We start from the raw sequence: 26,876 nt of genomic DNA on the forward strand, positions 1-26,876 counted from the left end.
CGATTGCGAAACCGCGCCGGTGTATGCCGGTGAGCGAGTGAAGAATTCAGGTATCTAAAGGAAAATCGATGAGTACAACTGCTTTGGTAGAAGGCAAGATCGTACAGTGCATCGGCGCGGTGATCGACGTGGAATTCCCGCGCGAGAGCATGCCGAAGATCTACGACGCGCTGATTCTCGAAGGGTCGGAACTGACCCTGGAAGTGCAGCAGCAGCTGGGCGACGGCGTTGTCCGCACCATCTGTCTGGGTTCGGCTGACGGCCTGCGCCGCGGCACCGTGGTCAAGAACACGGGCAACCCCATCCGCGTGCCGGTCGGCAAGCCGACCCTCGGCCGCATCATGGACGTGCTCGGCCGTCCGATCGACGAAGCTGGCCCGATCGTGAGCGAAACGACGCGCTCGATCCACCAGAAGGCTCCGGCGTTCGACGAGCTGTCGCCGTCGGCGGAACTGCTCGAAACCGGCATCAAGGTTATCGACCTGATCTGCCCGTTCGCAAAGGGCGGCAAGGTCGGTCTGTTCGGTGGTGCTGGCGTGGGCAAGACCGTCAACATGATGGAGCTCATCAACAACATCGCCAAGGAACACGGTGGTTTCTCCGTGTTTGCGGGCGTGGGCGAGCGTACCCGTGAGGGCAACGACTTCTACCACGAAATGAAGGACTCGAACGTTCTCGACAAGGTCGCGCTGGTGTACGGCCAGATGAACGAGCCGCCGGGCAACCGTCTGCGCGTCGCGCTGACCGGTCTGACGATGGCCGAGCACTTCCGCGACGAAGGCCTCGACGTGCTGTTCTTCGTCGACAACATCTACCGTTTCACGCTGGCTGGCACCGAAGTGTCGGCACTGCTCGGTCGTATGCCGTCGGCAGTGGGCTATCAGCCGACGCTGGCTGAAGAAATGGGCAAGCTGCAAGAGCGCATCACGTCGACCAAGAAGGGCTCGATTACGTCGGTTCAGGCCGTGTACGTCCCTGCGGACGACTTGACCGACCCGTCGCCGGCTACGACCTTCGGCCACCTGGACGCAACCGTCGTGCTGTCGCGTGACATTGCCTCGCTGGGTATCTACCCGGCAGTCGACCCGCTCGACTCGACCTCGCGCCAGATCGACCCGAACGTGATCGGCGAAGAGCACTACTCGATCACGCGCGGCGTGCAGCAAACGCTGCAGCGCTACAAGGAACTGCGCGACATCATCGCGATTCTGGGCATGGACGAACTGTCGCCGGAAGACAAGCTGACGGTGGCCCGCGCTCGCAAGATCCAGCGTTTCCTGTCGCAGCCGTTCCACGTCGCGGAAGTCTTCACGGGCTCGCCGGGCAAGTACGTGCCGCTGAAGGAAACGATTCGCGGCTTCAAGATGATCGTTGACGGCGAATGCGATCACCTGCCGGAGCAGGCGTTCTACATGGTCGGCACGATCGACGAAGCCTTCGAAAAGGCCAAGAAGATCCAGTAAGGGTTAGTTGCCGAAGTGCGGATAAGTCGCGCGACTTATCCGCCACAGCAGCCAATTAATCCCCAAGGAGTCGACACATATGGCAGCAACCATCAAGGTAGACGTCGTCAGCGCCGAAGAGAGCATCTTCGACGGCCAGGCGAAGTTCGTCGCGCTTCCGGGCGAGGCGGGCGAGCTGGGCATTCTGCCGGGGCACACGCCGCTCATCACGCGTATTCGTCCGGGCGCAGTGCGCATCGTGGCGGAAGACGGCGGTGAAGAGTTCGTGTTCGTCGCCGGCGGCATTCTCGAAGTGCAGCCGGGCGCCGTCACGGTGCTCGCCGACACCGCGATCCGCGGCAAGGATCTCGACGAGGCGAAGGCCACCGAAGCGCGCAAGCGCGCTGAAGAGACACTGCAGAACGCCGGCTCGAACCTCGAGTACGCCACCGCCCAGGCCGAACTGGCCTACGCGGTCGCGCAGCTCGCGGCGATCCAGCGCCTGCGCAAGATGAACCAGCACTAATGGGTTCTCGTACGCGCCCCCTCGTGGGGCCGCGTTCGAAGCAAAAAAGGGCTCCCCGGTTGGGGAGCCCTTTTTGCATGTGCGCGCCGGTGGGCGGGCACGGCCCAATGGCACCGCGATGAAAAACGCGGCATAAATGCCGTGAGCCACGGAGGTCGACCAAAACGCTCCGGCATACTTGACGTTTACGGAAAGGTAATGCCAAATCATGCGTTCGCAGCCGGCCCAGACCCTGCGGGTAAGACTTGATGCCGCCCCCAGTCAAGCCGGTGGCACAATGGTTTTCAAATTCATTTCAAACGCGGGAGTGACGCTCCCCAGGAGACAGCCATCATGGCAATCGACGCAGCAGGCGCGCGCGCCGCGCCCGGTGTACATGAGCCGCTCATCGCGCCGAAAGACGGGCTTTCCTACGTGCGAGGCACGTCCGACGTGCCACTCAGCGACGCGACCCTCGGCACGTTCCTGCAGGAGACCGCCAACCGCTTCCCCGAGCGGCCCGCCGTGGTGTTCCGCGAGCAGGGCATCCGCTGGAACTGGCGCGAGTTCGCCGCAGAAGTGGACGTGCTCGCGGCCGGTTTTGCCGAGCTAGGCGTCGTCAAGGGAGACCGCGTCGGCATCTGGTCGCCCAATCGCGTCGAATGGCTGCTCACCCAGTTTGCGACCGCGCGTATCGGTGCGGTGCTCGTCAACATCAATCCCGCCTATCGTCTTGCCGAACTCGAATACGCGCTGAACAAGGTCGGCTGCAAGGCGATCGTCTCGGCGGAGAGCTTCAAGACCTCGAAGTATCTGGAAATGCTGCAGACGCTCGCGCCCGAGCTTGCGAGCGCCACGCCCGGCCAGTTGCAGGCCGCGCGCCTGCCCGAACTGCGCGCGGTCGTGCGCATGTGCGACACGGCCACGCCCGGCATGCTCTGCTTCAGCGAACTCGTGGAGATGGGCCGCGAGCGCATCGCGCGCGACGGCACGGCGTGGCTCGACGCCATCAACGCGACGCTATCGCCCGACGAGGCCATCAACATCCAGTTCACGAGTGGCACGACCGGTAATCCGAAGGGCGCGACGCTCACGCACCGCAACGTGCTCAACAACGGACGTTTCATCGCCCAGGCGATGCGCCTCACCGAAGAGGATTCGCTTTGCATTCCGGTGCCGCTCTATCACTGCTTTGGCATGGTGCTCGCGGTGCTCGCGTGCGTATCCGTTGGCGCGAACATGGTGTTCCCCGGCGAGGCGTTCGATCCGCGCGCGACGCTCGAAGCCGTCTCGGAAGAGGGCTGCACGGCCTTGCACGGCGTGCCCACGATGTTCATCGCGGAGCTCGATCATCCGGAGTTCGCACGCTTCGATCTTTCGAAGCTGCGCACAGGCATCATGGCCGGCTCGCCGTGCCCGATCGAGACGATGAAGCGCGTGGTCTCCAGGATGCATCTCGCCGAAATCACGATCGCCTACGGCATGACGGAAACGAGCCCGGTGTCGTTCCAGAGCTCGACCACCGACCCGCTCGACAAGCGCACGACCACCGTGGGCCGCATTCAGCCGCATCTCGAAGTGAAGATCGTCGACGCGCTCGGCAATATCGTGCCGGTGGGCGAAACGGGCGAGCTGTGCACGAAGGGCTATTCGGTGATGCAGGGCTACTGGGGCGACGCGGAGAAGACGGCCGAGTCGATCGTCGATGGCTGGATGCATACGGGCGATCTCGCGACGATCGATGCCGAAGGCTACTGCAACATCGTCGGTCGCCTCAAGGACATGCTGATCCGCGGCGGCGAGAACATCTATCCGCGAGAGATCGAAGAGTTTCTGTTCCGCCACCCGAAGGTGCAGTCCGCGCAGGTGTTCGGCGTGCCCGATGCGAAGTACGGCGAGGAAGTGTGCGCGTGGATCGTGCTCCGCCCGGGCGAAGCGGCAACGGCCGAGGAGATTCAGGCGTTCTGCCAGGGGCAGATTGCCCACTACAAGATCCCGAAGTACATCCGCTTCGTCGACGAATTGCCGATGACCGTGACAGGCAAGGTGCAGAAGTTCGTGATGCGCGCGCGCATGATCGACGAACTCAAGATCAACGAGCAGAAGACGGCTTGATACGAGGTTCGATGCAATGCCGCGGCGGACGATTCAAGGCGTCGCTGCGGCATTGCAGAACGCGCAAAATAGTCGGGAAACCGAACGATTATTTACGCTGGAGGGAGTGGGTGCGGAGCGATGCCTGTTGAATAACGAAACGTACAGGCGAAAAAAAAGCGGGCCTGGAGCCCGCTAAAAACCACACGCTACGGGGTTAGCGCGAGGAGACCAAAGGAGGAGCCGGGTCATGAAACGTCTTCGACGCCGGTCACGGCTCCAACAAGGATGCCCCTCGAGAGGGCTTCGGCGTAGGGCCGACCGGCTGGTGTTTTGTGTCCGCTCACACTGGCACCGCGCCACATCCGTGTTGAAACCGTTGAAGGCATTGTGGGCGAATTAAGATAGGTTCGCGGTAACAAAGTGTTTCAGGTTGTAACGCCCGTCAGATAAGGCTCTCCGGCGCTTTTTGCCATCCTGAGCGTTTCGCGGAAGTCATTTTTACCGCTATTTTTCGAGGCTGCCTGACAGCCTTAATCGCAACTCGCGCGCGAGGATTCGAATCGCATGAAGGAAGGCCCACCGCATGGGCCTTTTTACGCATGACGCGTACGGTACAGATTTACCGGGTGCGCACATGCGCAATGCGTCGGCATTGCGCTCGCGCGTGGAATGCAAACTTTGCGTGCCTCGTGTGACCCCATGTTCTGCAACTCATCGTAGCAATTCGAAGGGCCATAACAATGCGGCGCGATTCAACACTTCACTTCAGCCACTTGTCGGAGATTGCCTGATATTCGCCGCTCGCGCGCGCAAGGTGCAGCCACTGATCGACATACTGCTGGAACACCACGTCGCCGCGCGGCACCATCCACGCTTTTTCGCCGTACTGAAACGGCTTGTCGGGATGCACCGAACACAGCCCCGGGTTGAGCTTCTGCTGCAACATGGTCTCGGAGGCGTCGGTCACCATTACGTCGGCCTTGCCCGCGAGAATCTGTTTGAAGATCGTCACGTTGTCCGGGTACATGACGAGATTCGCATTCGGCAGGAACTGCTTCGCGAAGCGCTCGTTCGTGCCGCCCGGATTCACGATCACGCGCACCGAAGGCTGGTTGATCTGCTCAACGGTCTGATACTTCTTGACGTCCGCGCATCGCACGATCGGCGTCTTGCCGTCGACTTGATAGGCCTCGGTGAAGAACACGCGCTTCTGGCGTTCGAGCGTCGTGGAGACGCCGCCCACTGCAACGTCGCACTTCGCGAGGAAGTCGTTCATGAGGTTCGACCACGACGTCTTCACGAACTCGGCCTTCACGCCCAGCGACTTCGCAAGCGACTGGGTCATGTCGATGTCGATGCCTTCGAACGTGCCGTCCTGCCTGTAGAACGAGTAGGGCTTGTAGTCGCCGGTCGTGCAGGCGCGCAGCGTGCCGCGCGCGATGATTTCGTCGAGGCGCGACGGGGCTGTGGCGCTCTGCGCACCGTTGGCGGGGGTACCGGCGGACTGGCTCGTGGCGCACGCGCTCAGCAAAGCGGCGCTAACGATCGTCAGGCCGAGGGCGGCTTTATTCATCGTGTCTCCAGATCTGGTTTTGGTTGATGTAATGTTTTGGAAAGCCGTCTGATGATAGTCCTCGCGTACGCGGCCGTTAAGCGCGGACTTACCTGGGTAGGCAGGCCTATACTTCAGTGGCATTGCGCTTTCTGATCCCGCCCATCAGGGGCATGACGCGACGGCCGCTCCGGTAAAATGGCCGCTTGCTTCCGAACCTTGGCGCGACTTCGCGCATCCAGCACGTGGCCCACACTCTCCTGAACGACACCTTCCTGCGCGCGCTGCTGCGCCAGCCGACCGAGTACACGCCGATCTGGCTGATGCGCCAGGCAGGCCGCTATCTGCCGGAGTACAACGCCACGCGCAGCCGCGCGGGCAGCTTCCTCGGCCTCGCGAAGAATCCCGATTACGCGACGGAGGTCACGCTCCAGCCGCTCGAGCGCTATCCGCTCGACGCCGCGATCCTGTTCTCCGACATTCTCACGATTCCGGACGCGATGGGCCTTGGCCTCTCGTTCCAGGCGGGTGAAGGGCCGAAGTTCGCGCACCCCGTGCGTACCGAAGAAGACGTGGCGCGGCTCGCCGTGCCGGATATCGGCGCGACGCTCGGCTACGTGACCGACGCCGTACGCGAAATTCGCCGCGCGCTCACCAATGCAGAAGGGCACCAGCGTGTGCCGCTGATCGGCTTCTCGGGCAGCCCTTGGACGCTCGCCTGCTACATGGTCGAAGGTGGCGGCTCGGACGACTTCCGCACGGTGAAGTCGATGCTGTACGCGCGCCCCGACCTCATGCAACGCATTCTCGAAGTGAACGCGCAGGCGGTGGCGGCCTATCTGAACGCGCAGATCGAAGCCGGCGCGCAGGCCGTGATGATCTTCGACACCTGGGGCGGCGCCCTCGCGGACGGCGCGTACCAGCGCTTCTCGCTGGCGTACATCGCGCAGGTCGTGGCGCAGCTCAAGCGCGAGCACGACGGCGAGCGCGTGCCCGTGATCACCTTCACGAAGGGCGGCGGCCTCTGGCTCGACGAAATCGCCAATACGGGCGTGGACGCCGTTGGCCTCGACTGGACCGTCAACCTCGGGCGCGCGCGCGAGCGCGTGGGCGAGCGCGTGGCGCTGCAGGGCAACCTCGACCCCACGGTGCTGTTCGCTTCGCCGGCCGCGATTCGCGAGCAGGCGCGCGCGGTACTGGACAGCTTTGGCGCGCACCCGGGCCACGTGTTCAACCTCGGCCACGGCATTTCGCAGTTCACGCCGCCCGAAAGCGTGGCCGAACTCGTGGACGAAGTGCATCGCCACAGCCGCGCGATCCGCGCGACCGGTGCGTGACGTTTTTGATGCGCCGCACCAAGCTGGGCTCCGGGCGTCAGGGTATGACCGGGCTCAAGAGGCCATCCAGACGCCATCGCGGTCCTGTCAAGACTTGACTTATACACACTTGCCTCGTTGCGGCGCGCAAGAGGGAAAGGTTGTCGCAGGCGCCCGTTCAGGTCTGCGCAGAATCAATCAGACCCTTGACAGACAAGGCTTTCGGCGCTCCACGGCGCTGTGTGCGGTATCCCACATAACGACGACACGCGGGCGCGCTGCGGCGGCGCCCGGGAAGTTCTCAACAAAGTTATCCACAGGCGCAGATTCGGGGGCGCGATTGTTCTGCGGAATCCAAAACTTAGCGCGAAATCTCAAGTATTACTTGAGGTTTGCATGTCTGTGCGGTGGCGTACGGAACTTCCCTGGGAGTGAGGCATGACAGGGCAGTACGTGCGCGTGGCGCTGGACCATCCACTGGATGCGCTCTACGACTATCGCTATGGCCTCGACAGCGCGCCGGAGCCCGGCATGCTCGTGCGCGTGCCGTTCGGACGTCGCGACGTCGTCGGCCTGATCTGCGAAGTGACCACTCACAGCGACGTGCCCGCGAACAAGCTCCGCGACGTGAGCGCGGTGTGCGCCGCCTGTCCGCCGCTTTCGGCGCAATGGCTCGCGCTGGCTGGCTTTGCCGCCGACTACTATCAGCGGGGCCTGGGCGAGGTCGCGTTGCCGGCGCTGCCACAGGCGCTGCGCGATCCGTCGCGCTGGGCGCGCATGCTCGCCCCCGAGGAGCGCTACCGTCTGTCGCCGCAAGGGCGCGCCGAGTTGCCCGACGCGTTGCCGGCGCGCGCCCAGGCGCTGCGCCGTCTCGCGCAGGCGCTCGTTGATGCCGGCGAACTCGACGCCGCCGCGGCCCGCGCGCTGCATCCGAAGGCGATTGCGACGCTCGAAGCCTGGTGCGAAGCCGGCTGGGTCGAGCACGAGTCCGTCGAGGTCGGCGCGGCCGCAAGTGCAGCCCACAGCGCACCGCAGACTGCGGCCATGGTGGACGTCCCGCGCCTGAGCGACGAACAGGCCGAAGCCGTGGAAGCCATCGGCGCGGCGAGCGGCTTCGCGCCCTTCCTGTTGCACGGCGTGACGGGCAGTGGCAAGACCGAGGTCTATCTGCGCGCGCTCGCGGCGCTGCTCGAGCGCGACCCCGGCGCGCAGGCGCTCGTGCTGGTCCCGGAAATCAATCTCACGCCGCAGTTCGAGGCGGCGTTTCGCACGCGCTTCGCGGCCACGCTCGCCGACGAGGCCATCGTCACGCTTCACAGCGGCCTCGCGGAAGGCGAGCGCGCCCGCAACTGGCTCGCGGCACACACGGGCCGCGCGCGCATCGTGCTCGGCACGCGGCTCGCGGTGCTGGCCTCGCTGCCGCGTCTCTCGATGCTCGTGATCGACGAGGAGCACGACCCCGCCTACAAGCAGCAGGAAGGGCTGCGCTACTCGGCGCGCGACCTCGCGGTATGGCGTGCGAAGCAGCTGGGCGTGCCGGTCGTGCTCGGCTCGGCCACGCCGTCGCTCGAAAGCTGGTGGCAGGCCGAGCAGGGCCGCTACACGCGCCTCACGCTCTCGCGCCGCGCAATTGCCGACGCGGTGCTGCCCACCGTCAAGCTGATCGATCTCGAAGAGGAGCGCCGGCGGGGCCGCGCTTCATTCGAAGGGCTCTCCGGGCCCCTGGTCGCGGCGATGAAGGCGCGCCTCGAGCGCGGCGAGCAGAGCCTCGTGTTCCTGAACCGTCGCGGTTATGCGCCCACGCTCGCTTGCGACGCCTGCGGCTGGGTGGCGGGCTGCCCGCGCTGCAGCGCGTACGTCGTGCTGCACAAGCCCGAGCGCGCGCTGCGCTGCCATCACTGCGGCTGGGAATCGCGCATTCCGCATTCGTGCCCGGAGTGCGGCAACGTCGACATCGCGCCGATGGGGCGCGGCACCCAGCGCATCGAGGAGGCGCTCGCGAGCGCGGTGCCGGGCGCGCGGGTGCTGCGCATCGACGCCGACAGCACGCGCCGCAAGGGCAGCGCGCAGGCGCTCTTTTCCGACGTGCACGCGGGCGAGGTCGACATCCTGGTGGGCACGCAAATGATCGCGAAGGGGCACGACTTCCAGCGCGTGTCGCTCGTCGGCGTGCTGAACGCCGACAATGCGCTCTTTTCGCACGATTTCCGGGCGAGCGAGCGCCTGTTCGCGCAGTTGATGCAGGTGAGCGGACGGGCGGGGCGCGCCGGCCTGGCTGGCGAGGTGCTCGTGCAGACGCGCTATCCGCGCCACGCGCTCTATCACGCGCTGGCGCGCCAGGACTACCTGGGGTTTGCGAATACGCAGGTCGCGGAGCGGCGCGACGCGCACCTGCCGCCGTTCGTCTATCAGGCGTTATTGCGCGCCGAAGGGCGCACGCTGGAAGCGGCGCTGGCGTTTCTCGCCCAGGCCGCGGAGGCGCTCACCGCGATTCCGGGCGCCGAGCGTGTCATGGCCTACGACGCGGTGCCGCTCACCATCGTGAAGGTGATGAACGTGCATCGCGCGCAACTGCTCGTGGAAAGCCAGTCGCGTGCCGCGCTGCAGGCAACGCTGCGCGCATGGCAGCCCGCGCTGCGCGCGTTGCGCGGCGTGCTGCGCTGGAATCTCGAAGTCGATCCGCTCGATATCTAGCCGCGGACAGCCGCCGCCATGGCCCCGTTGCCGCAACAGCGGGGCCACCCGGTATCAACTTCCCGTTTCTTCCTTACTGGCCGACCGTATCGGCCGCATCCGTGCGCGCCGCGCGCTTCAAACTCATGCGGCGTTCATCCGGCGCCGTCGCGCCGCGCATGAACAGCACGGCGCACGTCGCGCACAACGTCCAGATCCCTGCAATTACCAGCAGCTTTTCCATTTTTCGGTCCCTACGCACTTTCTTGTGATCAACAACCCCCGCTCTGTTTGTATAACGGCACGGCCGCGGAATCGATTAGGGTTGTCCAGCGTGTTGTTGGGCCAGGGAAAATACCGAGCGCGACCCGCGCGGCCCGGTGGGCGGTCATCGGCTGCAAACCCAGGCTGCACGGGGCCTCAACCGTGGTGCAACCATTTTGTGAGAGTGGTTGCACCTTTTTATTGGTAGGGTTACGATTCGCCAACTTTTTGGTCACCGCCGGTGCGGGTCTGCCGGCATATGAAGGAAACATGGCTAGCACCACACTTGGCGTCAAAGTCGACGATCTCCTCCGCTCGCGCCTCAAGGACGCCGCCACGCGGCTCGAGCGCACGCCGCACTGGCTCATCAAGCAAGCCATCTTTGCCTACCTCGAGAAGATCGAGCACGGCCAGTTGCCTCCCGAACTCAATGGTCATGTCGGTGCGACCGATCTCGCGGAAGGTGCTACCGCTGACGACGACGAAGCGGCGTCGCACCCGTTCCTCGAATTCGCGCAAAACGTGCAACCGCAGTCGGTGCTGCGCGCGGCCATCACGGCCGCGTACCGCCGTCCGGAGCCGGAGTGCGTGCCATTCCTGATCGGTGAAGCGCGCCTGCCGGCCAACCTCACGGGCGACGTGACGAAGCTCGCCACGAAGCTCGTCGAAACGCTGCGTGCGAAGGGTACCGGCGGCGGCGTGGAAGGCCTGATCCACGAGTTTTCGCTGTCGAGCCAGGAAGGCGTGGCGCTGATGTGCCTCGCCGAAGCGCTGCTGCGCATTCCCGATCGCGCGACGCGCGACGCGCTCATCCGCGACAAGATCAGCAAGGGCGACTGGAAATCGCACGTGGGCCACGCGCCGTCGCTGTTCGTGAACGCCGCCACCTGGGGCCTCATGATCACCGGCAAGCTCGTCACGACGAACAGCGAGACGGGTCTGTCGTCGGCGCTCACGCGCATGATCGGCAAGGGCGGCGAGCCGCTGATCCGCAAGGGCGTGGATATGGCCATGCGCCTGATGGGCGAGCAGTTCGTCACGGGTGAGAACATCTCCGAGGCGCTGGCCAACAGCCGCAAGTTCGAAGCGCGCGGTTTCCGCTACTCGTACGACATGCTCGGCGAAGCCGCGACGACGGAAGCCGATGCCCAGCGCTACTACGCATCGTACGAGCAGGCGATCCACGCGATCGGCAAGGCCGCGGGCGGCCGCGGCATCTACGAGGGCCCCGGCATCTCGATCAAGCTCTCCGCGCTGCACCCGCGCTACTCGCGCGCGCAGCAGGAACGCACGATGGGCGAGCTGCTGCCGCGCGTGCGCGCACTCGCCGTGCTCGCTCGCCGCTATGACATCGGCCTCAATATCGACGCCGAAGAAGCCGATCGCCTCGAACTCTCGCTCGACCTGCTCGAAGCGCTGTGCTTCGATCCGGAACTCGCGGGCTGGAACGGCATCGGCTTCGTGGTCCAGGCTTACCAGAAGCGCTGCCCGTTCGTGATCGACTACATCGTCGATCTCGCGCGGCGCAGCCGTCACCGCATCATGGTGCGCCTCGTGAAGGGCGCGTACTGGGATACGGAAATCAAGCGCGCCCAGGTGGACGGCCTCGAAGGCTATCCCGTGTACACGCGCAAGATCTACACGGATGTCTCCTACCTCGCCTGCGCGAAGAAGCTGCTCGGCGCGCCGGATGCCGTGTATCCGCAGTTCGCCACGCACAACGCGTACACGCTCTCGGCGATCTATCACCTCGCGGGCCAGAACTACTATCCCGGCCAGTACGAATTCCAGTGCCTGCACGGCATGGGCGAGCCGCTGTACGAAGAAGTCACGGGCCCGCTCTCGCAGGGCAAGCTCAACCGTCCGTGCCGCGTCTATGCACCGGTCGGCACGCATGAAACGCTGCTCGCGTATCTCGTGCGCCGTCTGCTCGAAAACGGCGCGAACACGTCGTTCGTGAACCGTATCGCCGATGCCTCCGTGCCGGTCGCCGAACTGGTCACGAACCCCATCGACGACGCCGCCAAGGTCGTGCCGCTCGGCGCGCCGCACGCGAAGATTCCGCTGCCGCGCGAGCTGTATGGCAACGAGCGTTTCAATTCGATGGGCCTCGATCTGTCGAACGAGCATCGTCTCGCGTCGCTCTCGTCGGCGCTGCTGGCGAGCGCGCATCATCCGTGGCGCGCCGCGCCGATGCTCGCGGACAGCGAGATCGTAGACATCGCCGCACGCGACGTGCGCAATCCCGCCGATCATCGCGATCTCGTCGGCACCGTAGCGGAAGCGACGAGCGAGCACGTGAGCGCCGCGCTCTCGCACGCCGTGGCCGCCGCGCCGATCTGGCAGGCCACGCCCGTCGAAGCGCGCGCGGATTGCCTCGCACGCGCCGCCGATCTGCTCGAAGCGCAAATGCATACGCTGATGGGCCTGATCGTGCGTGAAGCGGGCAAGTCGCTGCCGAACGCCGTGGCCGAAATCCGCGAAGCGATCGACTTCCTGCGCTACTACTCCACGCAGATCCGCGAAGAGTTCTCGAACGACACGCATCGCCCGCTCGGCCCCGTGGTGTGTATCAGCCCGTGGAACTTCCCGCTCGCGATCTTCATGGGCCAGGTGGCCGCCGCGCTCGCAGCCGGCAACACCGTGCTCGCGAAGCCCGCGGAACAAACGCCGCTGATCGCCGCGCAAGCGGTGCGCATCCTGCGCGAAGCCGGCGTGCCGGCGGGCGCGGTGCAACTGCTGCCGGGCAACGGCGAAACCGTGGGCGCGGCGCTCGTCGCCGATCACCGCACGCGTGCCGTGATGTTCACGGGCTCGACCGAAGTCGCGCGCCTCATCAACAAGACGCTGTCCGAGCGCCTCGATTCCGAAGGCCGCCCGATTCCGCTGATCGCCGAAACCGGCGGCCAGAACGCGATGATCGTCGATTCGTCGGCACTCGCGGAGCAGGTCGTGGCCGACGTGCTGCAAAGCGCCTTCGACTCGGCCGGCCAGCGTTGTTCCGCGCTGCGCGTGCTGTGCCTGCAGGACGACGTGGCCGACCGCACGCTCGAAATGCTCACGGGCGCGATGAAGGAACTCGCGGTGGGCAATCCCGACCGCCTCTCGACCGACGTCGGCCCCGTGATCGACATCGACGCGAAGCGCGGTATCGATACGCACGTCGCCGGCATGCGCGAAAAGGGCCGCAAGGTCCAGCAGATGCCGACGCCAGACTCCTGCGCGCAAGGCACATTCGTGCCGCCTACGCTCATCGAGCTCGACAGCCTCGACGAACTCAAGCGCGAGGTGTTCGGCCCGGTGCTGCACGTGGTGCGCTATCGCCGCAGCCAGCTCGACAAGCTGCTCGAGCAGATCCGCGCAACGGGCTACGGCCTCACGCTCGGCATTCACACGCGTATCGACGAAACGATCGCGCACGTGATCGGCCGCGCGCACGTGGGCAACATCTACGTGAACCGCAACGTGATCGGCGCGGTGGTGGGGGTGCAGCCGTTCGGCGGCGAAGGTCTCTCGGGCACGGGTCCGAAGGCGGGTGGCGCACTGTATCTGTCGCGTCTGCTCGCGAAGCGTCCGGCCGGTTTGCCGAAGTCGCTCGCCGATGTGCTCGTCGTCGACGCGCCGCAAGCGGCTGACGGCAACGGCGCGCCGCAATCGGCACAGGCTGCGCTCACGACGCTGCGCGACTGGCTCATCGCCGAGCGCGAGCCCGCGCTCGCGGCACGCTGCGACGGCTACCTCGAATACGTGCTCGCGGGCGCCACGGCGGTTCTGCCGGGCCCGACGGGCGAGCGCAACACCTACACGCTTTCGGCGCGCGGCACGGTGCTGTGCGTGCCGTCGACGGCCACGGGCGCCCGCGCACAACTCGCCGTTGCGCTCGCAACGGGCAACCGCGCGCTGTTCCAGGGCGCGGCAGGCGAAGCGCTGGTGAGCGCGTTGCCGGCGGCACTGAAGGCGCACGTCGCGATCAAGAAGACGGCGGATGCCGACTTCGATGCGGTCCTCTTCGAAGGCGACAGCGACGAGCTGCTCGCACTCGTGAAGGAAGTGGCCAAACGTCCTGGCCCGATCGTCTCGGTGCAGGGCGTGGCAGCGCACGCGCTCGCCAACGGCGATGAAGATTACGCTCTCGAACGACTGCTCGCGGAACGTTCGGTCAGCGTGAATACGGCAGCAGCAGGCGGTAATGCAAATTTGATGACGATCGGTTAAGCACCAGCCATACTGTCGGTCGTCTCAAGACAAGGAAGCGGCAAGGCGCATTGAATCCGAAGCCGCTCGTTTCATACCTGGTACCAAGGAGAAGCAATGCAACACACGATGAAGCAGCTGGCAGGCGCAACGCTTGTTGCCGCCCTGTCGCTGGCGGGGACTGCGCAGGCACAACAAGCCGAAGACGTGAAGATCGGTTTCGCCGGTCCGATGACGGGCGCGCAGGCGCACTATGGCAAGGACTTCCAGAACGGCATCACGCTCGCAGTCGAAGACATGAACGCGACGAAGCCCGTGATCGGCGGCAAGCCGGTTCACTTCGTGCTCGACTCGGCCGACGATCAGGCCGACCCGCGCACGGGCACGACGGTCGCGCAGAAGCTCGTCGACGACGGCATCAAGGGCATGCTCGGTCACTTCAACTCGGGCACGACGATCCCGGCTTCGCGCATCTACGCGAACGCAGGCATCCCGCAGATCGCCATGGCGACGGCGCCTGAGTACACGCAACAAGGCTTCAAGACGACGTTCCGCATGATGACCTCGGACACGCAGCAGGGTTCGGTCGCCGGCACGTTCGCAGTGAAGAACCTCGGCTTGAAGAAGATCGTCGTGATCGACGACCGCACGGCCTACGGCCAGGGTCTCGCCGACGAATTCTCGAAGGCTGCAAAGGCTGCCGGCGGCAACATCATCGACCGTGAATACACCAACGACAAGGCCGTCGACTTCAAGTCGGTCTTGACGAAGGCGAAGGCGATGAACCCCGACCTGGTCTACTTCGGCGGCGCGGATTCGCAAGCGGCACCGATGGTCAAGCAGATGAAGTCGCTGGGCATCAAGGCCCCGCTGATGGGCGGCGAAATGGTGCACACGCCGACCTTCCTGCAGATCGCGGGTGACGCGGCGAACGGCACGGTGGCGTCGCTCGCCGGCCTGCCGCTCGACCAGATGCCGGGTGGCAAGGACTACGTCACGAAGTACAAGAAGCGCTTCGGCGAAGACGTGCAGACGTACTCGCCGTACGCCTACGACGGCGCCATGGCGATGTTCGACGCGATGAAGAAGGCCAACTCGACGGATCCGGCGAAGTACCTGCCGTTCCTCGCGAAGACCAGCATGCCGGCAGTCACGACGTCGGACCTCGCGTACGACACGCGCGGCGACCTGAAGAACGGCGGCATCACGCTGTACAAGGTCGTCGACGGCAAGTGGACGACGCTGCAAAGCGTGGGCGGCAAGTAAGCGCCTGAGCTTTAGCTGAAGTCAAAAGCCCCGCAGAATCGAAAGATCTGCGGGGCTTTTGTTTGTGCGCTCACAACTGCTCACTCAGTGCGACAGGTGAGCTTGTTCAGGATTCCTTTTCAGTCATTCTCCGCGCATTTTCTTGCCCGCTTCGCGAATCTGTTCGAGCGTGGCCGCAGGCGTGCTCGCTTCCTTCGTCACACGGATCTCGATCAGCGCGGGCTTGCCTGCCGTGAGGGCACGCTCGAGCGCGGGGGCGAATTGCGCCGTGGTCGTGACGACTTCGCCGTGCGCGCCGAACGACTGCGCAAACGCCGCGAAGTCGGGGTTCGTGAGCTGCGTGCCGTGCACGCGGTTCGGATAGTGGCGCTCCTGATGCATGCGGATCGTGCCGTAGTGCGCGTTGTTCACGACGATGAACACGACATTCAGGCCGTACTGCATTGCCGTGGCGAGTTCCGACGACGCCATCATGAAGCAGCCGTCGCCCGCGAGCGCGACCACGGTGCGCGAGGGGTATTGCGACTTCGCGGCGATCGCGGCGGGCACGCCGTAGCCCATCGCGCCGCTCGTGGGTGCGAGTTGCGAGCGGAAGTGGCGATACGCGAAATGGCGATGCAGCCACGTTGCGTAATTGCCCGCGCCGTTCGTGACGATCGCATCGTCGGGCAGGCGCGCGCGCAGTTGCTGCATGACTTCGCCGAGCTGCACGTCGCCGGGCATCGGCAGCGGCTTGCGCCATGCGTGCCACGCCTCGTGTGCTTCTGCGGCGCTGCCGGCCCACGCGGGTTGAGCGGGCGCCGGGAGGGTTGCGAGCAGCGCCGCGAATTCCGCGAGGCCCGAAACGATTGGCAGATCGGCTGCGTAGACACGGCCGAGCTCCTCCGCGCCCTGATGCACGTGGATGAGCGTTTGCTTCGTTTTGGGAATGTCGAAGAGCGTGTAGCCGCCCGTCGTCGATTCGCCCAGACGCGGACCGAGTGCGAGCAGCACGTCGGCTTCGCGGATGCGCTTCGCGAGCGCCGGATTGATGCCGAGACCCACGTCGCCCGCGTAGTTCGGGTGATCGTTGTTGAGCGTGTCCTGAAAGCGGAACGCGAGGCCGACGGGCAATTGCCAGTTCTCGACGAAGCGCTGGAAGTCCGCACAAGCCTGCGGGTTCCAGCCATGGCCGCCTGCGATCACGAACGGCTTTTTCGCGCCCGCGAGCAGATCGCGCACGCGCTCCATCTGCGCGGCGGAAGGCGACGCCTGCACGCGCTGCGCGCTCGGCGCGATGGGCTGCGCTTCGGACGCGGGAATCGCGCCGCTCAGCATGTCTTCGGGCAGCGCGAGCACGACGGGACCCGGCCGTCCCGACATCGCGACATGGAACGCGTGGCTCAGGTATTCGGGCACGCGGCGCGCGTCGTCGATCTGCGCGACCCACTTCGCCATCTGGCCGAACATGCGTCGATAGTCGATTTCCTGGAACGCCTCGCGGTCCATCTGCTCGCGCGCGACCTGGCCGATCAGGAGGATCATCGGCGTGGAGTCCTGGAACGCCGTGTGCACGCCAATCGAGGCGTGCGTGGCGCCCGGCCCGCGCGTGACGAGCGCGATGCCGGGCCTGCCCGTGAGCTTGCCGATCGCTTCCGCCATGTTCGCCGCCGCTGCCTCGTGACGGCACACCACGGTTTCGATCCTTGCGGTTTCGTCGGACAAGGAATCGAGCACCGCAAGATAGCTCTCGCCCGGTACGCAAAACACGCGCTCGACGCCATTGGCGACGAGCGCATCGACGACGAGGCGAGCTCCGGTGGTAGTGGCTTCGGTGGTGGCGGATGCGTTCGGCTGCTGCATGGCGGTCAAGTCTCCTTCAATCGTTACGTGAATACGTTCGGATGCTTCAGGCAAGGCGACAGCGTTTCAGCGAATCAGCACTCGACGATGTTCACCGCGAGGCCGCCGCGCGAGGTCTCCTTGTACTTCGTCTTCATGTCGGCGCCGGTCTCGCGCATCGTCTTGATCACCGAGTCGAGCGAGACGTAATGGGCGCCGTCGCCGCGCAGCGCCATGCGCGCGGCGTTCACGGCTTTCACCGAGGCCATGGCGTTGCGTTCGATGCAGGGAATCTGCACCATGCCGCCCACGGGGTCGCAGGTGAGGCCGAGGTTGTGCTCCATGCCGATTTCGGCGGCGTTTTCCACCTGCAGCGGCGTGCCGCCCAGCACGGCGGCGAGCGCGCCGGCGGCCATCGAGCAGGCCACGCCCACTTCGCCCTGGCAGCCCACTTCGGCGCCCGAAATCGACGCGTTGAGCTTGTAGAGAATGCCGATGGCGGCCGCAGTGAGCAGGAAGTCGATCACGCCCTGTTCGTTCGCTCCCGGCGTGAAGCGCACGTAGTAGTGCAGCACGGCGGGGATAATGCCCGCTGCGCCGTTGGTCGGCGCGGTTACGACACGCCCGCCCGCGGCGTTTTCCTCGTTCACGGCGATGGCGTACAGGTTGATCCAGTCGATCATCGAGAGCGGATCTTGCAGCGCGCGCTCGGGGTTGCTGGTCAGCGCGCGATGAAGCTGCGGCGCACGGCGCTTCACGGCGAAGGGGCCGGGCAGCGTGCCGTCGGCGTCGGGATTGTTGATGCCGCAACCGCGCGATACGCACGACTGCATCACGTTCCAGATGTGCAGGAGACCTGAGCGGATCTGCTCGTCGCTGTGCCAGACGCGCTCGTTTTCGAGCATCAACTGCGCGATGCTCTTGCCCGTCGAGGCGCACAGCGCGAGCATCTCCGCGCCCGTGGTGAACGGATTCGGCAATTGCTGGGCCGCCGCGAGCACCTTCGTGTTCGGCGCGCCGGCCGTAACGACGAAGCCGCCGCCTACCGACAGATACGTGCTTTCGCGCAGCGTGTCGCCGTTCGCATCGAGCGCGCGCAGCTTCATGCCGTTCGGGTGTTCGGGCAGCGCCTGGCGATAGAACGCCACGTGCTCCTTGGGAACGAACGCGATGGGATGGCGGCCGAGCAGCGCGAGCTGGCGCGAGGTGCGCACGGCTTCGAGGCGCTCGCTGATGGTGTCGGGATCGACGGTGTCGGGCGCGTCGCCCATGAGGCCCAGCATGACGCCGCGGTCGGTGCCGTGGCCCTTGCCGGTGGCGCCGAGCGAGCCGTACAGCTCGACCTTCACGGCGGCGGTGCTCGCAAGCAGACCGTCGCGCTCGAGTCCTTCGGCGAACATCAGCGCTGCGCGCATCGGCCCGACCGTGTGCGAGCTGGAGGGCCCGATGCCGACTTTGAAGAGATCGAAAACGCTTACTGCCATGGGTACTGCTCCTGCTTGTCTGACGTTGGTTTGTAGGGATGCGGCGCGTTCGGCGGCATCGTTATTTCCCGTGCCGCCGCCGCATCCCGCGCGCGTTTTACCGCGCCGGCAACGGCAGACAGACGGCGAGCCACGCGGGCGGCGTGGGCGCGAGTTTCAGCGCGACTGGTGCAAAGCGGCCGTCGAGTCGCGCCGCGAGGTGAAACAGTTCGGCGGCGTTTTTGGGGTCCCACTGGCCGGTGTAGCCCGGCAGGCCCGCTTCGCGCCGCTTCGCGTCGAACGGTACGTTCGAATGCACGAATTCGTCGTGCGTCTTCTGGCCGAGCGCATACGGCGTGAGCCAGTCGAGCGCGCCCGCGAGCGTCGCGCCGTTGGCCGCGCGTTCGGTCAGCCAGTTGCGGTTGTGGCGGCGCGCGGCGAGCGCGGCGGTCACGAGCGGCTGCAAATCGTAGGTCACGTAGTGCAGTGCATCGCGCTCGGAGAAGTCGAGTGTCGAGCCGTCGGGCGCGACGTTGTCGCCGAGATGCTCGACGAAGAGCCGCTGCGCCGTCGCGATCATCTTGCGGTTGTCGAGCGTGAACGCGATCATCGCTATCAGTTTGACCCGATGGCTCTGCCAGTTGTTCGCAAAATTTCCCTTGAGCGGGCGCGGCTGTGCGTCGATCTGCGCGATATAGCCGGTCGCGAAGCTGTTCAGGAACTGCATGGTCGCGTTGCGCGTTTTCACGGGCAGCGCGCTCGCGGTCATGTCGTAGGCGAGTATCAGCCCCTCGAAACGCGTTTCGTCGATGGGATTGAAGCTCGGCTTGTACGTGGTGACCCAGGCGAGCAGAAAGCGGTCCACGAGCTTCAGGAAGCGCTCGTCGCTCGTCGCGCGCCACGCGAGCGCGGCGTTGCGCATGAGGTCGAGTTCCTTCGCCGCCTCGACGCTCTGGTCGTAGATGCCCTCGTGCGGCAGCGTGCCCTCGGTGTGCAGGCGCGGCAGCGGACGCGGCGTGTCGTTCACGTGCGTCAGCACCTCGGCCACGAGCGCCTTCACGCCCGGATCGGAGTTGGTGCGCTCGCTCGATTGCAGCGCGGGGGCCGCGCAGAAGTTCATGGCCGCATGGGCCGTACCGGCGAAGGTCGCGGTGAAGGTGGCGCAGGCCAGCGCCAGCGCAGCGGCAAGGCGCTGCGGGCGGCGTAACAGCGCACCGCGCGCGTGCCGGGCTTGCCGGACCGTATTCCGCGTTGCGGCATGCGGCAAGTCCCGCACCGAGTCCCGCAATGGAACCATTCGCACCTTCCGCGCCATGCGCGACTCCCTGATTCAAGGCTGACAGGTGTGTGATGTTAGCGGTTTGCGGCGGCAAATGTGAGAGGGATGACCGCCGCCGCGTGAGCCGAAGGTCACGCGGCGGCTTCACAAGGGCTTATTCGCCGGCGGTTTCGTCTGCATGTTCGCCCGCATATTCGCTAAGCGGCACGCACGAGCAGAACAGGTTGCGGTCGCCGTAAGCGTTGTCGGCGCGGCCAACCGGCGGCCAGTACTTGCGTGCGACGAGCGATGCGACCGGGTAGGCGGCCTGCTCGCGCGAGTAGGCGTGCTTCCAGTCGTCGGCGACCACCACGGCGGCCGTGTGCGGCGCGTGACGCAGCGGGTTGTCTTCCTTGTCCGCGCGGCCGTCTTCCACGGCGCGGATTTCCTCGCGGATGGCAACCATCGCGTCGATGAAGCGGTCGAGCTCCTCCTTCGACTCCGACTCGGTCGGCTCGACCATCAGCGTGCCCGGCACCGGGAAGCTCATGGTCGGGGCGTGGAAGCCGTAGTCCATCAGGCGCTTGGCCACGTCGTCCACGGTGATGCCGCTTGCATCCTTGATGGGGCGCAGGTCGAGAATGCACTCGTGCGCGACGAGCCCGCCCGGGCCGCTGTAGAGCACCGGGAAGTGCGGCGCGAGCTTGTTCGCCACGTAGTTGGCGTTGAGGATCGCGTTTTCGGTCGCAGCGGTCAGGTTGGCCGCGCCCATCATGGCGATGTACATCCACGAGATCGGCAGGATCGAGGCCGAGCCGTAAGGCGCTGCGCTCACCGCGCCGATGCCGTGACCCTTATCGGTCGAGCGCTTGTAGCCCGACGAAAGCTGGTTCGGCAGGAACTGCGCGAGGTGCGCGCCCACTGCGACCGGACCGACGCCCGGGCCGCCGCCGCCGTGCGGAATGCAGAAGGTCTTGTGCAGGTTCAGGTGCGAGACGTCGCCGCCGAACTGGCCCGGCGCCGCCAGACCCACCATGGCGTTCATGTTCGCGCCGTCCACGTACACCTGGCCGCCCGCCGCGTGCACGATCTCGCAGACTTCGCGCACGTTCTCTTCGAACACGCCGTGCGTGGATGGGTACGTGATCATGATCGCGGCGAGCTTCGCCGCGTGCTGCGCGGCCTTGGCCTTGAGGTCGGCGAGATCGATGTTGCCTTGCGCGTCGCACGCGACCACGACCACCTGCATGCCGGCCATCTGCGCCGATGCGGGGTTGGTGCCGTGCGCCGAAGCGGGAATCAGGCAGACGTTGCGATGCGCTTCGCCGCGCGAGGCGTGGTACGCCTGGATGATGAGCAGACCCGCGTATTCGCCCTGCGAGCCGGCATTCGGCTGCAGCGAAACGGCGGCGTAGCCCGTTGCGGCCACGAGCATCTGTTCGAGCTGATCGACCATCTCGCGATAGCCAACCGTTTGCTCCGCAGGCGCGAACGGGTGGATGCGGCCGAACTCGGGCCACGTGACCGGCAGCATTTCCGAGGTCGCGTTGAGCTTCATCGTGCACGAGCCGAGCGGGATCATCGAGCGGTCGAGCGCGAGGTCCTTGTCGGAGAGGCTGCGCAGGTAGCGCAGCATTTCCGTTTCCGAGTGGTGACGATTGAACACCGGATGCGTGAGGTACGCGCTTTCGCGCGCCAGCGCGGCCGGAAAGGTCAACGCGGCGGCTTGCGTGAGTTCGGCGTCGAGCTTGTCGACCGAAGGCGCTTCGCCGGCGAACGCGGCTTGCGCGAACACGGCGAGCAGGTCGGCCAGATCGGCGCGCGAAGTCGTTTCGTCGACGGACACGCCCACACGCGTCTCGCTCACGTGGCGCAGGTTCATGCCGCGCGCGAGGGCCGCGTCGTGCAGCGCCTGGGTGCGCGGGCCGGCTTCGAACGTGAGCGTGTCGAAGAACGCTTCGTTCACGAGCGTGTAGCCCAGTTGCTTCGCGCCCGCGGCGAGGATCGCGGCGACGCGGTTCACGCGTTGCGCGATGCGCTTCAAGCCTTGCGGGCCGTGGTAGACGGCGTACATGCTCGCCATGATCGCGAGCAGCGCCTGTGCCGTGCAGACGTTCGACGTCGCTTTTTCGCGGCGGATGTGCTGTTCGCGCGTTTGCAGCGCGAGGCGCAGCGCCGGGTTGCCTTGCGCGTCGATGGTCACGCCGACGAGACGGCCCGGCATCTGGCGCTTGAATTCGTCCTTCACCGCGAGGTAGGCGGCGTGCGGGCCGCCGAAGCCCATCGGCACGCCAAAGCGCTGCGAGTTGCCCACGGCCACGTCCGCGCCCCATTCGCCCGGCGGCGTGAGGACGGTGAGTGCAAGCAGATCGGCGGCGGCGATCACCGCGCCGCCGGCTGCGTGCACGGCTTGTGCGAGCGCGCGGTAGTCGCGCACGTCGCCGTTCACGCCCGGATATTGCAGCAGCACGCCGAAGGCACCTGTGGTTTTGGCAACTTCGGCCGCTTCAGCGGCCGGACCGACCTTTACCTCGATGCCGATCGGCTTGGCGCGCGTCTTCACGACTTCGATGGTCTGCGCCAGCACGTCGTCGGCGACGAAGAACACGTTCGACTTCGACTTGCCCACGCGCTGCACGAGCGTCATGGCTTCGGCGGCGGCAGTGGCTTCGTCGAGCAGCGACGCGTTCGAGATCGCGAGGCCCGTCAGGTCGGTGATCATCTGCTGGAAGTTCAAGAGGGCTTCGAGGCGGCCCTGCGAGATTTCCGGCTGGTACGGCGTGTACGCGGTGTACCACGCCGGGTTTTCGAGCACGTTGCGCAGGATGACGGCCGGCGTGTGCGTGTCGTAGTAGCCCTGCCCGATATAGGAGCGGAACACCTGGTTCTTGTCCGCGAGCGCGCGCAGGGCGGCGAGCGCCTCGGCTTCCGAGCGCGGCTGCGAGAACGGCCCGAGCGGCAGCGTCTCGTTGCGGCGGATCTTGGCCGGAATCACCGCATCGATCAGCGCGGCGCGCGAGGCGAAGCCGAGCGCGTCGAGCATCGCCTGCTGGTCGGCCGTGTCGGGGCCGATGTGGCGGGCGGCGAAAGCGTCGTGCGCTTCAAGTGCAGCAAGCGAGAGCGGGGAGTTCATCAGACGATCCGGGTGTTCGAGCTTCATAGGGATTCCTGCGGGCGCGGGCGGCGTTCTGAGCGCGCCGCCGCGCCATGGCGGTTAAGGCAAGGTTGCGATTTACGCGCCGATCGCCTTTTCGTAGGCGGCGGCGTCGATCAGCGAGTCGAGCTTGGCGTCGGCGGCGGGCTTGATCTTGAAGAGCCACGACTCGTACGGCGCGCCGTTCACCTGGTCGGGCGTGTCGACGAGCGACGTGTTCGCTTCGATGATTTCGCCTGCGACCGGCGCGTAGATGTCCGAGGCGGCCTTGACCGACTCGATCACGGCAACGGCGTCGCCGGCGGTGACGGCGCGGCCCGCTTCGGGCAGTTCGAGGAAGACGATGTCGCCGAGCGCTTCCTGCGCGTGGTCGGTGATGCCGATAGTCAGCGTGCCGTCGGCTTCGGTGCGGATCCACTCGTGCGATTCGGTGTATTTCAGATCGGCCGGGATGCTCATGGTTGCTCCAGTGCGTGGTGCGGTTTTTGTTGCTCGAAAAGGGGAGGGCGTGCGCGCTGGCAGGATCTCGCGGATCAGGCGGCGAGCACCTTGCCGTTGCGCACGAACGGCAGTTTTACCACGCTTGTGGGAAGGGCTTTGTCACGGATCTGCACCTGCACGACATCGCCCGGCTGCACGCCCTGCGGCACGCGCGCGAAGGCGATCGATTCCTGCATGCTCGGCGAGAACGTGCCGCTCGTGATCTCGCCCTCGCCGTGCGGCGTGAGCACTTTCTGGTGCGCGCGCAGCACGCCGCCGGCCTTGCCGTTTTCCTTCTGCAGGATCAGGCCGACGAAGGCCGAACGCGAACCGTTCGCCTCCAGCGCGCCGCGGCCGACGAAGTCGCGCGGCTCCTTCATGTCGACGGTCCAGGCGAGGCCGGCGTCGAGCGGCGAGACGCCGTCGTCCATGTCCTGGCCGTAGAGGTTCATGCCCGCTTCGAGGCGCAGCGTGTCACGCGCGCCGAGGCCGCAGGGCTTCACGCCCTGGCGCTGCAGGGCGTCCCAAAGTTCGCAAACGGCGGCGGCGGGCACCACGATTTCGAAGCCGTCTTCGCCGGTGTAGCCCGTGCGCGCGATCATCAGCTCGCCGAACGGCGTGGCTTCGACCTTCGCGGCGTTGAAGGGCTTGAGAACTTCGGTGGCGCTGCGCGACGAGGGCGCGACCTGCCAGACCTTTTCGCGCGCGTTCGGGCCCTGCACGGCGACGATCGCGAGATCGCGGCGCGGCGTGATGGTGAGGCCGAAGCCGCCTTCGGCGTTGAGCTTCTCGAACCAGGCGATGTCTTTTTCGGCCGTGCCGGCGTTGACGACGGTGCGGAACTGGTCGTCGGCGAAGAAGTAGACGATCAGGTCGTCGATCACGCCGCCTTCGGGGTTCAGCATGCACGAATAGAGCGCCTTGCCCGGCGTGGTGAGCTTGGCGACGTTGTTGGCGAGCGCGCGGGAGAAGAACTCGCGCGCCTTCGGGCCCGAAAAGTCGACGACGCACATGTGCGAGACGTCGAACATGCCGGCGTCGGTGCGCACGGCGCGATGCTCGTCGATCTGCGAGCCGTAGTTGACGGGCATGTCCCAGCCGCCGAAGTCGACCATGCGGGCATTCAGCGCGCGGTGCGTGTCGTTCAGCGGGGTGCGTTTGAGTTCGGTCATGGGGCCTCAGGCGGTCGCGAATATTCGCGCGAAAACGAAAAAGGCCATGCAGGAAGCGCCGCAGGCACGATGCCCGTGGTCGGTTCTTGCATGGCCCCTCTGTCCTCGGTACCTGAGAGATTGCGCCGTTGCCGCTGGCGCGCGCCCCTTCGGTGGGCAGCCTGAACGCGTGGGGGTTACGATCCGCCGCCGCCCGTTCTACTGCCGCTCTCCAGAGTTGCGGACTGTGTGCCGCTTCGCGTCATCTCGCGCAAAAAGCGCAAAGGCAGCGAATCAGCGGTCCGGCGCGCACGGTCCTTTTGCCTGAGAGTTTGTGGGTTGCCCCTTCGGCGGCGCCGGTTGCACTTGCGAAAGCAAGCTAAGGCAAACGGCGCGCTCTCCCGGCGCGCGCAGCGATTGTGCGCGACGCCTCGGGGCTATGTCAATGCGGAAAAATTCTGCGCGCGGCGCCAGCAAAGGGGCGTGAGCCTTGCTGGCATTGGCTTGCGCAGATGAATAACGCGCCATGCATCGCGCCGGAGAAAAACGGGGGCGGTTCGGGTGGGCAGATGGGTCGGCACGAGCCGCGAGCGCGCGGTCCGTGCCGACAGGCCAATGCGTGTGGCGCTTACTCGCCGATGGCGCGAGCGGCCGTGTCGAGTTCCTCGTTCAGAACGTGTTGCTCGTCGGGCGAGATGCCGCCGCCGTGCTGCGCGGCCATGTCGTGAGCTTCGCCGCGGATCGTGTCGAGGCGGTGATGGAGCGCGCCGCCTTGGGGCGGCGGGTAGTAGCCCTGGCTCACGCGCATATCGATGCGATGGCCCAGGTTGTCGATGCGGCTGTCGACCTGATGCAGGCGATCGACGGCGACTTCGTGGGGATTCGGGCCGGGCGGCGGCGCAGCGGGGTGGTGCGCCGGCTGGTTGACCACGCACGCGGCGAGGGTCGAAACGAGCGCGCCGGCGGCGATCAGGCGTAGAGCGTGGATGTAGCGGGTCATTCAGACTCTCCTTTGTCTTGTCGTTGCTTTTTTGGGCTTGCATGTCCACAAACGTCTGGCGATTGCAGCGTGATGACCCCACCGCGGCAACCAGATGTAACCATTTGTATGGTCCTTTCAGCGGCGTCGGCGCAATGCAAGGTCGACGCCGCAGCCGAAAGCGCGCGCCGGTGTGCTCAGGACTGGCGCACGAACCCCAGCGTGCGGCCGTCCTGCGCGCTTTGCATGGCGAGTTCGATGAGCGTCATGACGTCGATGGCGTCCTGCGGGCTTACCGGGAACGGCTTGCCTTCGCGGATCGCCGCCGCAAGCGCGCGATACAGATCGGCGTAATTGCCCGCAGCGTTGGGCACTTCGAGATCGGCTTCCTGGCCGTCGTCGCGCAGCACGTGGAGGCGGCCCGTATCGTTGCCCGCGCCGAAACCGGGCTGGCCCGGGCGCAGGCCGTCCTTGAGCTGATCTTCCTGAGTGTCGAGCCCGTTCTTCAGATAGCTGCCGCGCGTGCCGTGAATCGCGAAGCGCGGCGCGTAGGCGGCGAGCGCGCTGGCGTGCAGCACGGCGTCGTGGTGCGGGTAGCGCAGCACGAGGTGCGCGTAATCCGGCGCGCTCGCGTTTTCGCGGCGCGTGTGAACGAATGCGGTGATCGACTCGGGTGCGCCGAAGAGCGCGAGCGTCTGGTCGATCAGATGCGGGCCGAGATCGTAGAGCAGGCCACCGCCGCGCGTGGCGTCTTCGCGCCAGCGCTGCTTCACTTGCGGGCGGAAGCGGTCAAAGTGCGATTCGTAGTGCGTGATGCGCCCGAGTTCGCCGCGCTCGATCAGCTCGCGCACGGTGAGGAAATCGCCGTCCCAGCGGCGGTTGTGGAACGGTGCGAACACGAGGCCGCGCTGCTTCGCGATGGCCGCGAGCGTGCGCGCTTCCTCGGAAGTGAGCGTGACCGGCTTGTCGACCAGCACGTGCTTGCCGCGCTCGAGCGTGCGGCGCGCGAGGTCGTAGTGCGTGTCGTTGGGCGTGGCGATCACGACGCATTCGATGGCATCGATTGAGAGCAGCGCGTCCAGGTCGGGCACGATCGCGGCGTCGGGATAGTCGGCCTGGGCGCGTTCGGCCTGGCTCGTGGCGATGGCGGCGAGCTGCGCGGCGCCGCTATGCGCGATCACGGGGGCGTGGAAAGTCTGGCCGGCGAAGCCGTAGCCCATCAGGCCGATTTGCAGCGGTTGCGGTGCAGTCATTTGGCGCT

General features: G+C 66.0%; 17 protein-coding genes and 2 riboswitches. Of the genes, 7 read left to right on the forward strand and 10 right to left on the reverse strand.

Going from position 1 to position 26,876, the window contains the following annotated elements; translation table 11 throughout:
• The first annotated feature begins 68 nt into the window (after positions 1–68).
• The 3 genes from atpD (at position 69) to ACOJB8_RS20260 (ending at position 4,062) form a co-directional block, all read left to right on the forward strand.
• Positions 69–1,463 carry a F0F1 ATP synthase subunit beta gene (atpD, locus tag ACOJB8_RS20250; protein WP_069264444.1) on the forward strand — a complete coding sequence of 465 codons (1,395 nt, stop codon included), beginning with the start codon at positions 69–71 and terminating at the stop codon, positions 1,461–1,463.
• A 79-nt stretch (positions 1,464–1,542) separates the two neighbouring features.
• Positions 1,543–1,968, forward strand: a complete 426-nt coding sequence (locus tag ACOJB8_RS20255) for a F0F1 ATP synthase subunit epsilon (RefSeq protein WP_028203314.1) — start codon at positions 1,543–1,545, stop codon at positions 1,966–1,968.
• 333 nt (positions 1,969–2,301) lie between these two features.
• Entirely contained in the window at positions 2,302–4,062 is a 1,761-nt protein-coding gene (locus ACOJB8_RS20260; protein ID WP_475013902.1) for an AMP-binding protein, read from the forward strand.
• A gap of 742 nt (positions 4,063–4,804) precedes the next feature.
• On the opposite strand, the gene ACOJB8_RS20265 is transcribed toward ACOJB8_RS20260, so the two are convergent.
• Positions 4,805–5,617 (reverse strand): transporter substrate-binding domain-containing protein, encoded by an 813-nt coding sequence (locus ACOJB8_RS20265; RefSeq protein WP_475013904.1) that lies wholly within the window; start codon positions 5,615–5,617, stop codon positions 4,805–4,807.
• Positions 5,618–5,841: 224 nt separating this feature from the next.
• Here ACOJB8_RS20265 and hemE point away from each other — a divergent pair, with 224 nt between their 5' ends.
• Together hemE and ACOJB8_RS20275 are read left to right on the forward strand one after the other, a co-directional pair.
• Positions 5,842–6,933 (forward strand): uroporphyrinogen decarboxylase, encoded by a 1,092-nt coding sequence (gene hemE, locus ACOJB8_RS20270; RefSeq protein WP_069264734.1) that lies wholly within the window; start codon positions 5,842–5,844, stop codon positions 6,931–6,933.
• Between the two features lie 417 nt (positions 6,934–7,350).
• A complete protein-coding gene (locus ACOJB8_RS20275; protein WP_475013906.1) occupies positions 7,351–9,606 on the forward strand; it encodes a primosomal protein N' in 2,256 nt (751 codons plus the stop codon).
• 73 nt (positions 9,607–9,679) lie between these two features.
• Here the strand turns inward: ACOJB8_RS20275 and ACOJB8_RS20280 are convergent, their stop codons facing one another.
• On the reverse strand, positions 9,680–9,829 hold the full coding sequence (locus ACOJB8_RS20280) for a hypothetical protein (protein ID WP_368603720.1): 150 nt from the start codon (positions 9,827–9,829) through the stop codon (positions 9,680–9,682).
• A 290-nt stretch (positions 9,830–10,119) separates the two neighbouring features.
• On the opposite strand from ACOJB8_RS20280, the gene putA reads away from it, so the two are divergent.
• A complete protein-coding gene (gene putA, locus ACOJB8_RS20285) occupies positions 10,120–14,064 on the forward strand; it encodes a trifunctional transcriptional regulator/proline dehydrogenase/L-glutamate gamma-semialdehyde dehydrogenase (RefSeq protein ID WP_475013909.1) in 3,945 nt (1,314 codons plus the stop codon).
• Positions 14,065–14,160: 96 nt separating this feature from the next.
• Complete coding sequence (locus ACOJB8_RS20290) at positions 14,161–15,309, forward strand: branched-chain amino acid ABC transporter substrate-binding protein (RefSeq protein WP_069264433.1); 1,149 nt, start codon at positions 14,161–14,163, stop codon at positions 15,307–15,309.
• A 123-nt stretch (positions 15,310–15,432) separates the two neighbouring features.
• Here ACOJB8_RS20290 and ACOJB8_RS20295 read toward each other — a convergent pair whose 3' ends face one another.
• From ACOJB8_RS20295 to ACOJB8_RS20330, 8 genes are all read right to left on the reverse strand, one after another.
• Positions 15,433–17,151 carry a thiamine pyrophosphate-binding protein gene (locus ACOJB8_RS20295; RefSeq protein ID WP_475013911.1) on the reverse strand — a complete coding sequence of 573 codons (1,719 nt, stop codon included), beginning with the start codon at positions 17,149–17,151 and terminating at the stop codon, positions 15,433–15,435.
• 74 nt (positions 17,152–17,225) lie between these two features.
• Positions 17,226–18,614: an L-serine ammonia-lyase gene (locus tag ACOJB8_RS20300; protein WP_069264429.1), complete on the reverse strand. Its 1,389-nt coding sequence runs from the start codon at positions 18,612–18,614 to the stop codon at positions 17,226–17,228.
• A 97-nt stretch (positions 18,615–18,711) separates the two neighbouring features.
• The gene (locus ACOJB8_RS20305; protein WP_475013913.1) at positions 18,712–19,908 is read right to left on the reverse strand and encodes an alginate lyase family protein; all 1,197 of its coding nucleotides are present in this window, start codon (positions 19,906–19,908) and stop codon (positions 18,712–18,714) included.
• Between the two features lie 118 nt (positions 19,909–20,026).
• Positions 20,027–23,011, reverse strand: a complete 2,985-nt coding sequence (gcvP, locus tag ACOJB8_RS20310; RefSeq protein ID WP_475013915.1) for an aminomethyl-transferring glycine dehydrogenase — start codon at positions 23,009–23,011, stop codon at positions 20,027–20,029.
• 72 nt (positions 23,012–23,083) lie between these two features.
• Complete coding sequence (gcvH, locus tag ACOJB8_RS20315; protein ID WP_028203325.1) at positions 23,084–23,464, reverse strand: glycine cleavage system protein GcvH; 381 nt, start codon at positions 23,462–23,464, stop codon at positions 23,084–23,086.
• Between the two features lie 74 nt (positions 23,465–23,538).
• A complete protein-coding gene (gene gcvT, locus ACOJB8_RS20320; RefSeq protein WP_475013918.1) occupies positions 23,539–24,657 on the reverse strand; it encodes a glycine cleavage system aminomethyltransferase GcvT in 1,119 nt (372 codons plus the stop codon).
• An 89-nt stretch (positions 24,658–24,746) separates the two neighbouring features.
• Positions 24,747–24,882: riboswitch (glycine riboswitch) on the reverse strand.
• Between the two features lie 57 nt (positions 24,883–24,939).
• Positions 24,940–25,050: riboswitch (glycine riboswitch) on the reverse strand.
• Between the two features lie 214 nt (positions 25,051–25,264).
• Entirely contained in the window at positions 25,265–25,636 is a 372-nt protein-coding gene (locus ACOJB8_RS20325; protein WP_342949176.1) for a hypothetical protein, read from the reverse strand.
• A 176-nt stretch (positions 25,637–25,812) separates the two neighbouring features.
• A complete protein-coding gene (locus ACOJB8_RS20330; protein ID WP_368603712.1) occupies positions 25,813–26,868 on the reverse strand; it encodes an oxidoreductase in 1,056 nt (351 codons plus the stop codon).
• Positions 26,869–26,876: the final 8 nt, after the last annotated feature.

This window comes from Paraburkholderia sp. BR10141 (assembly GCF_056155635.1).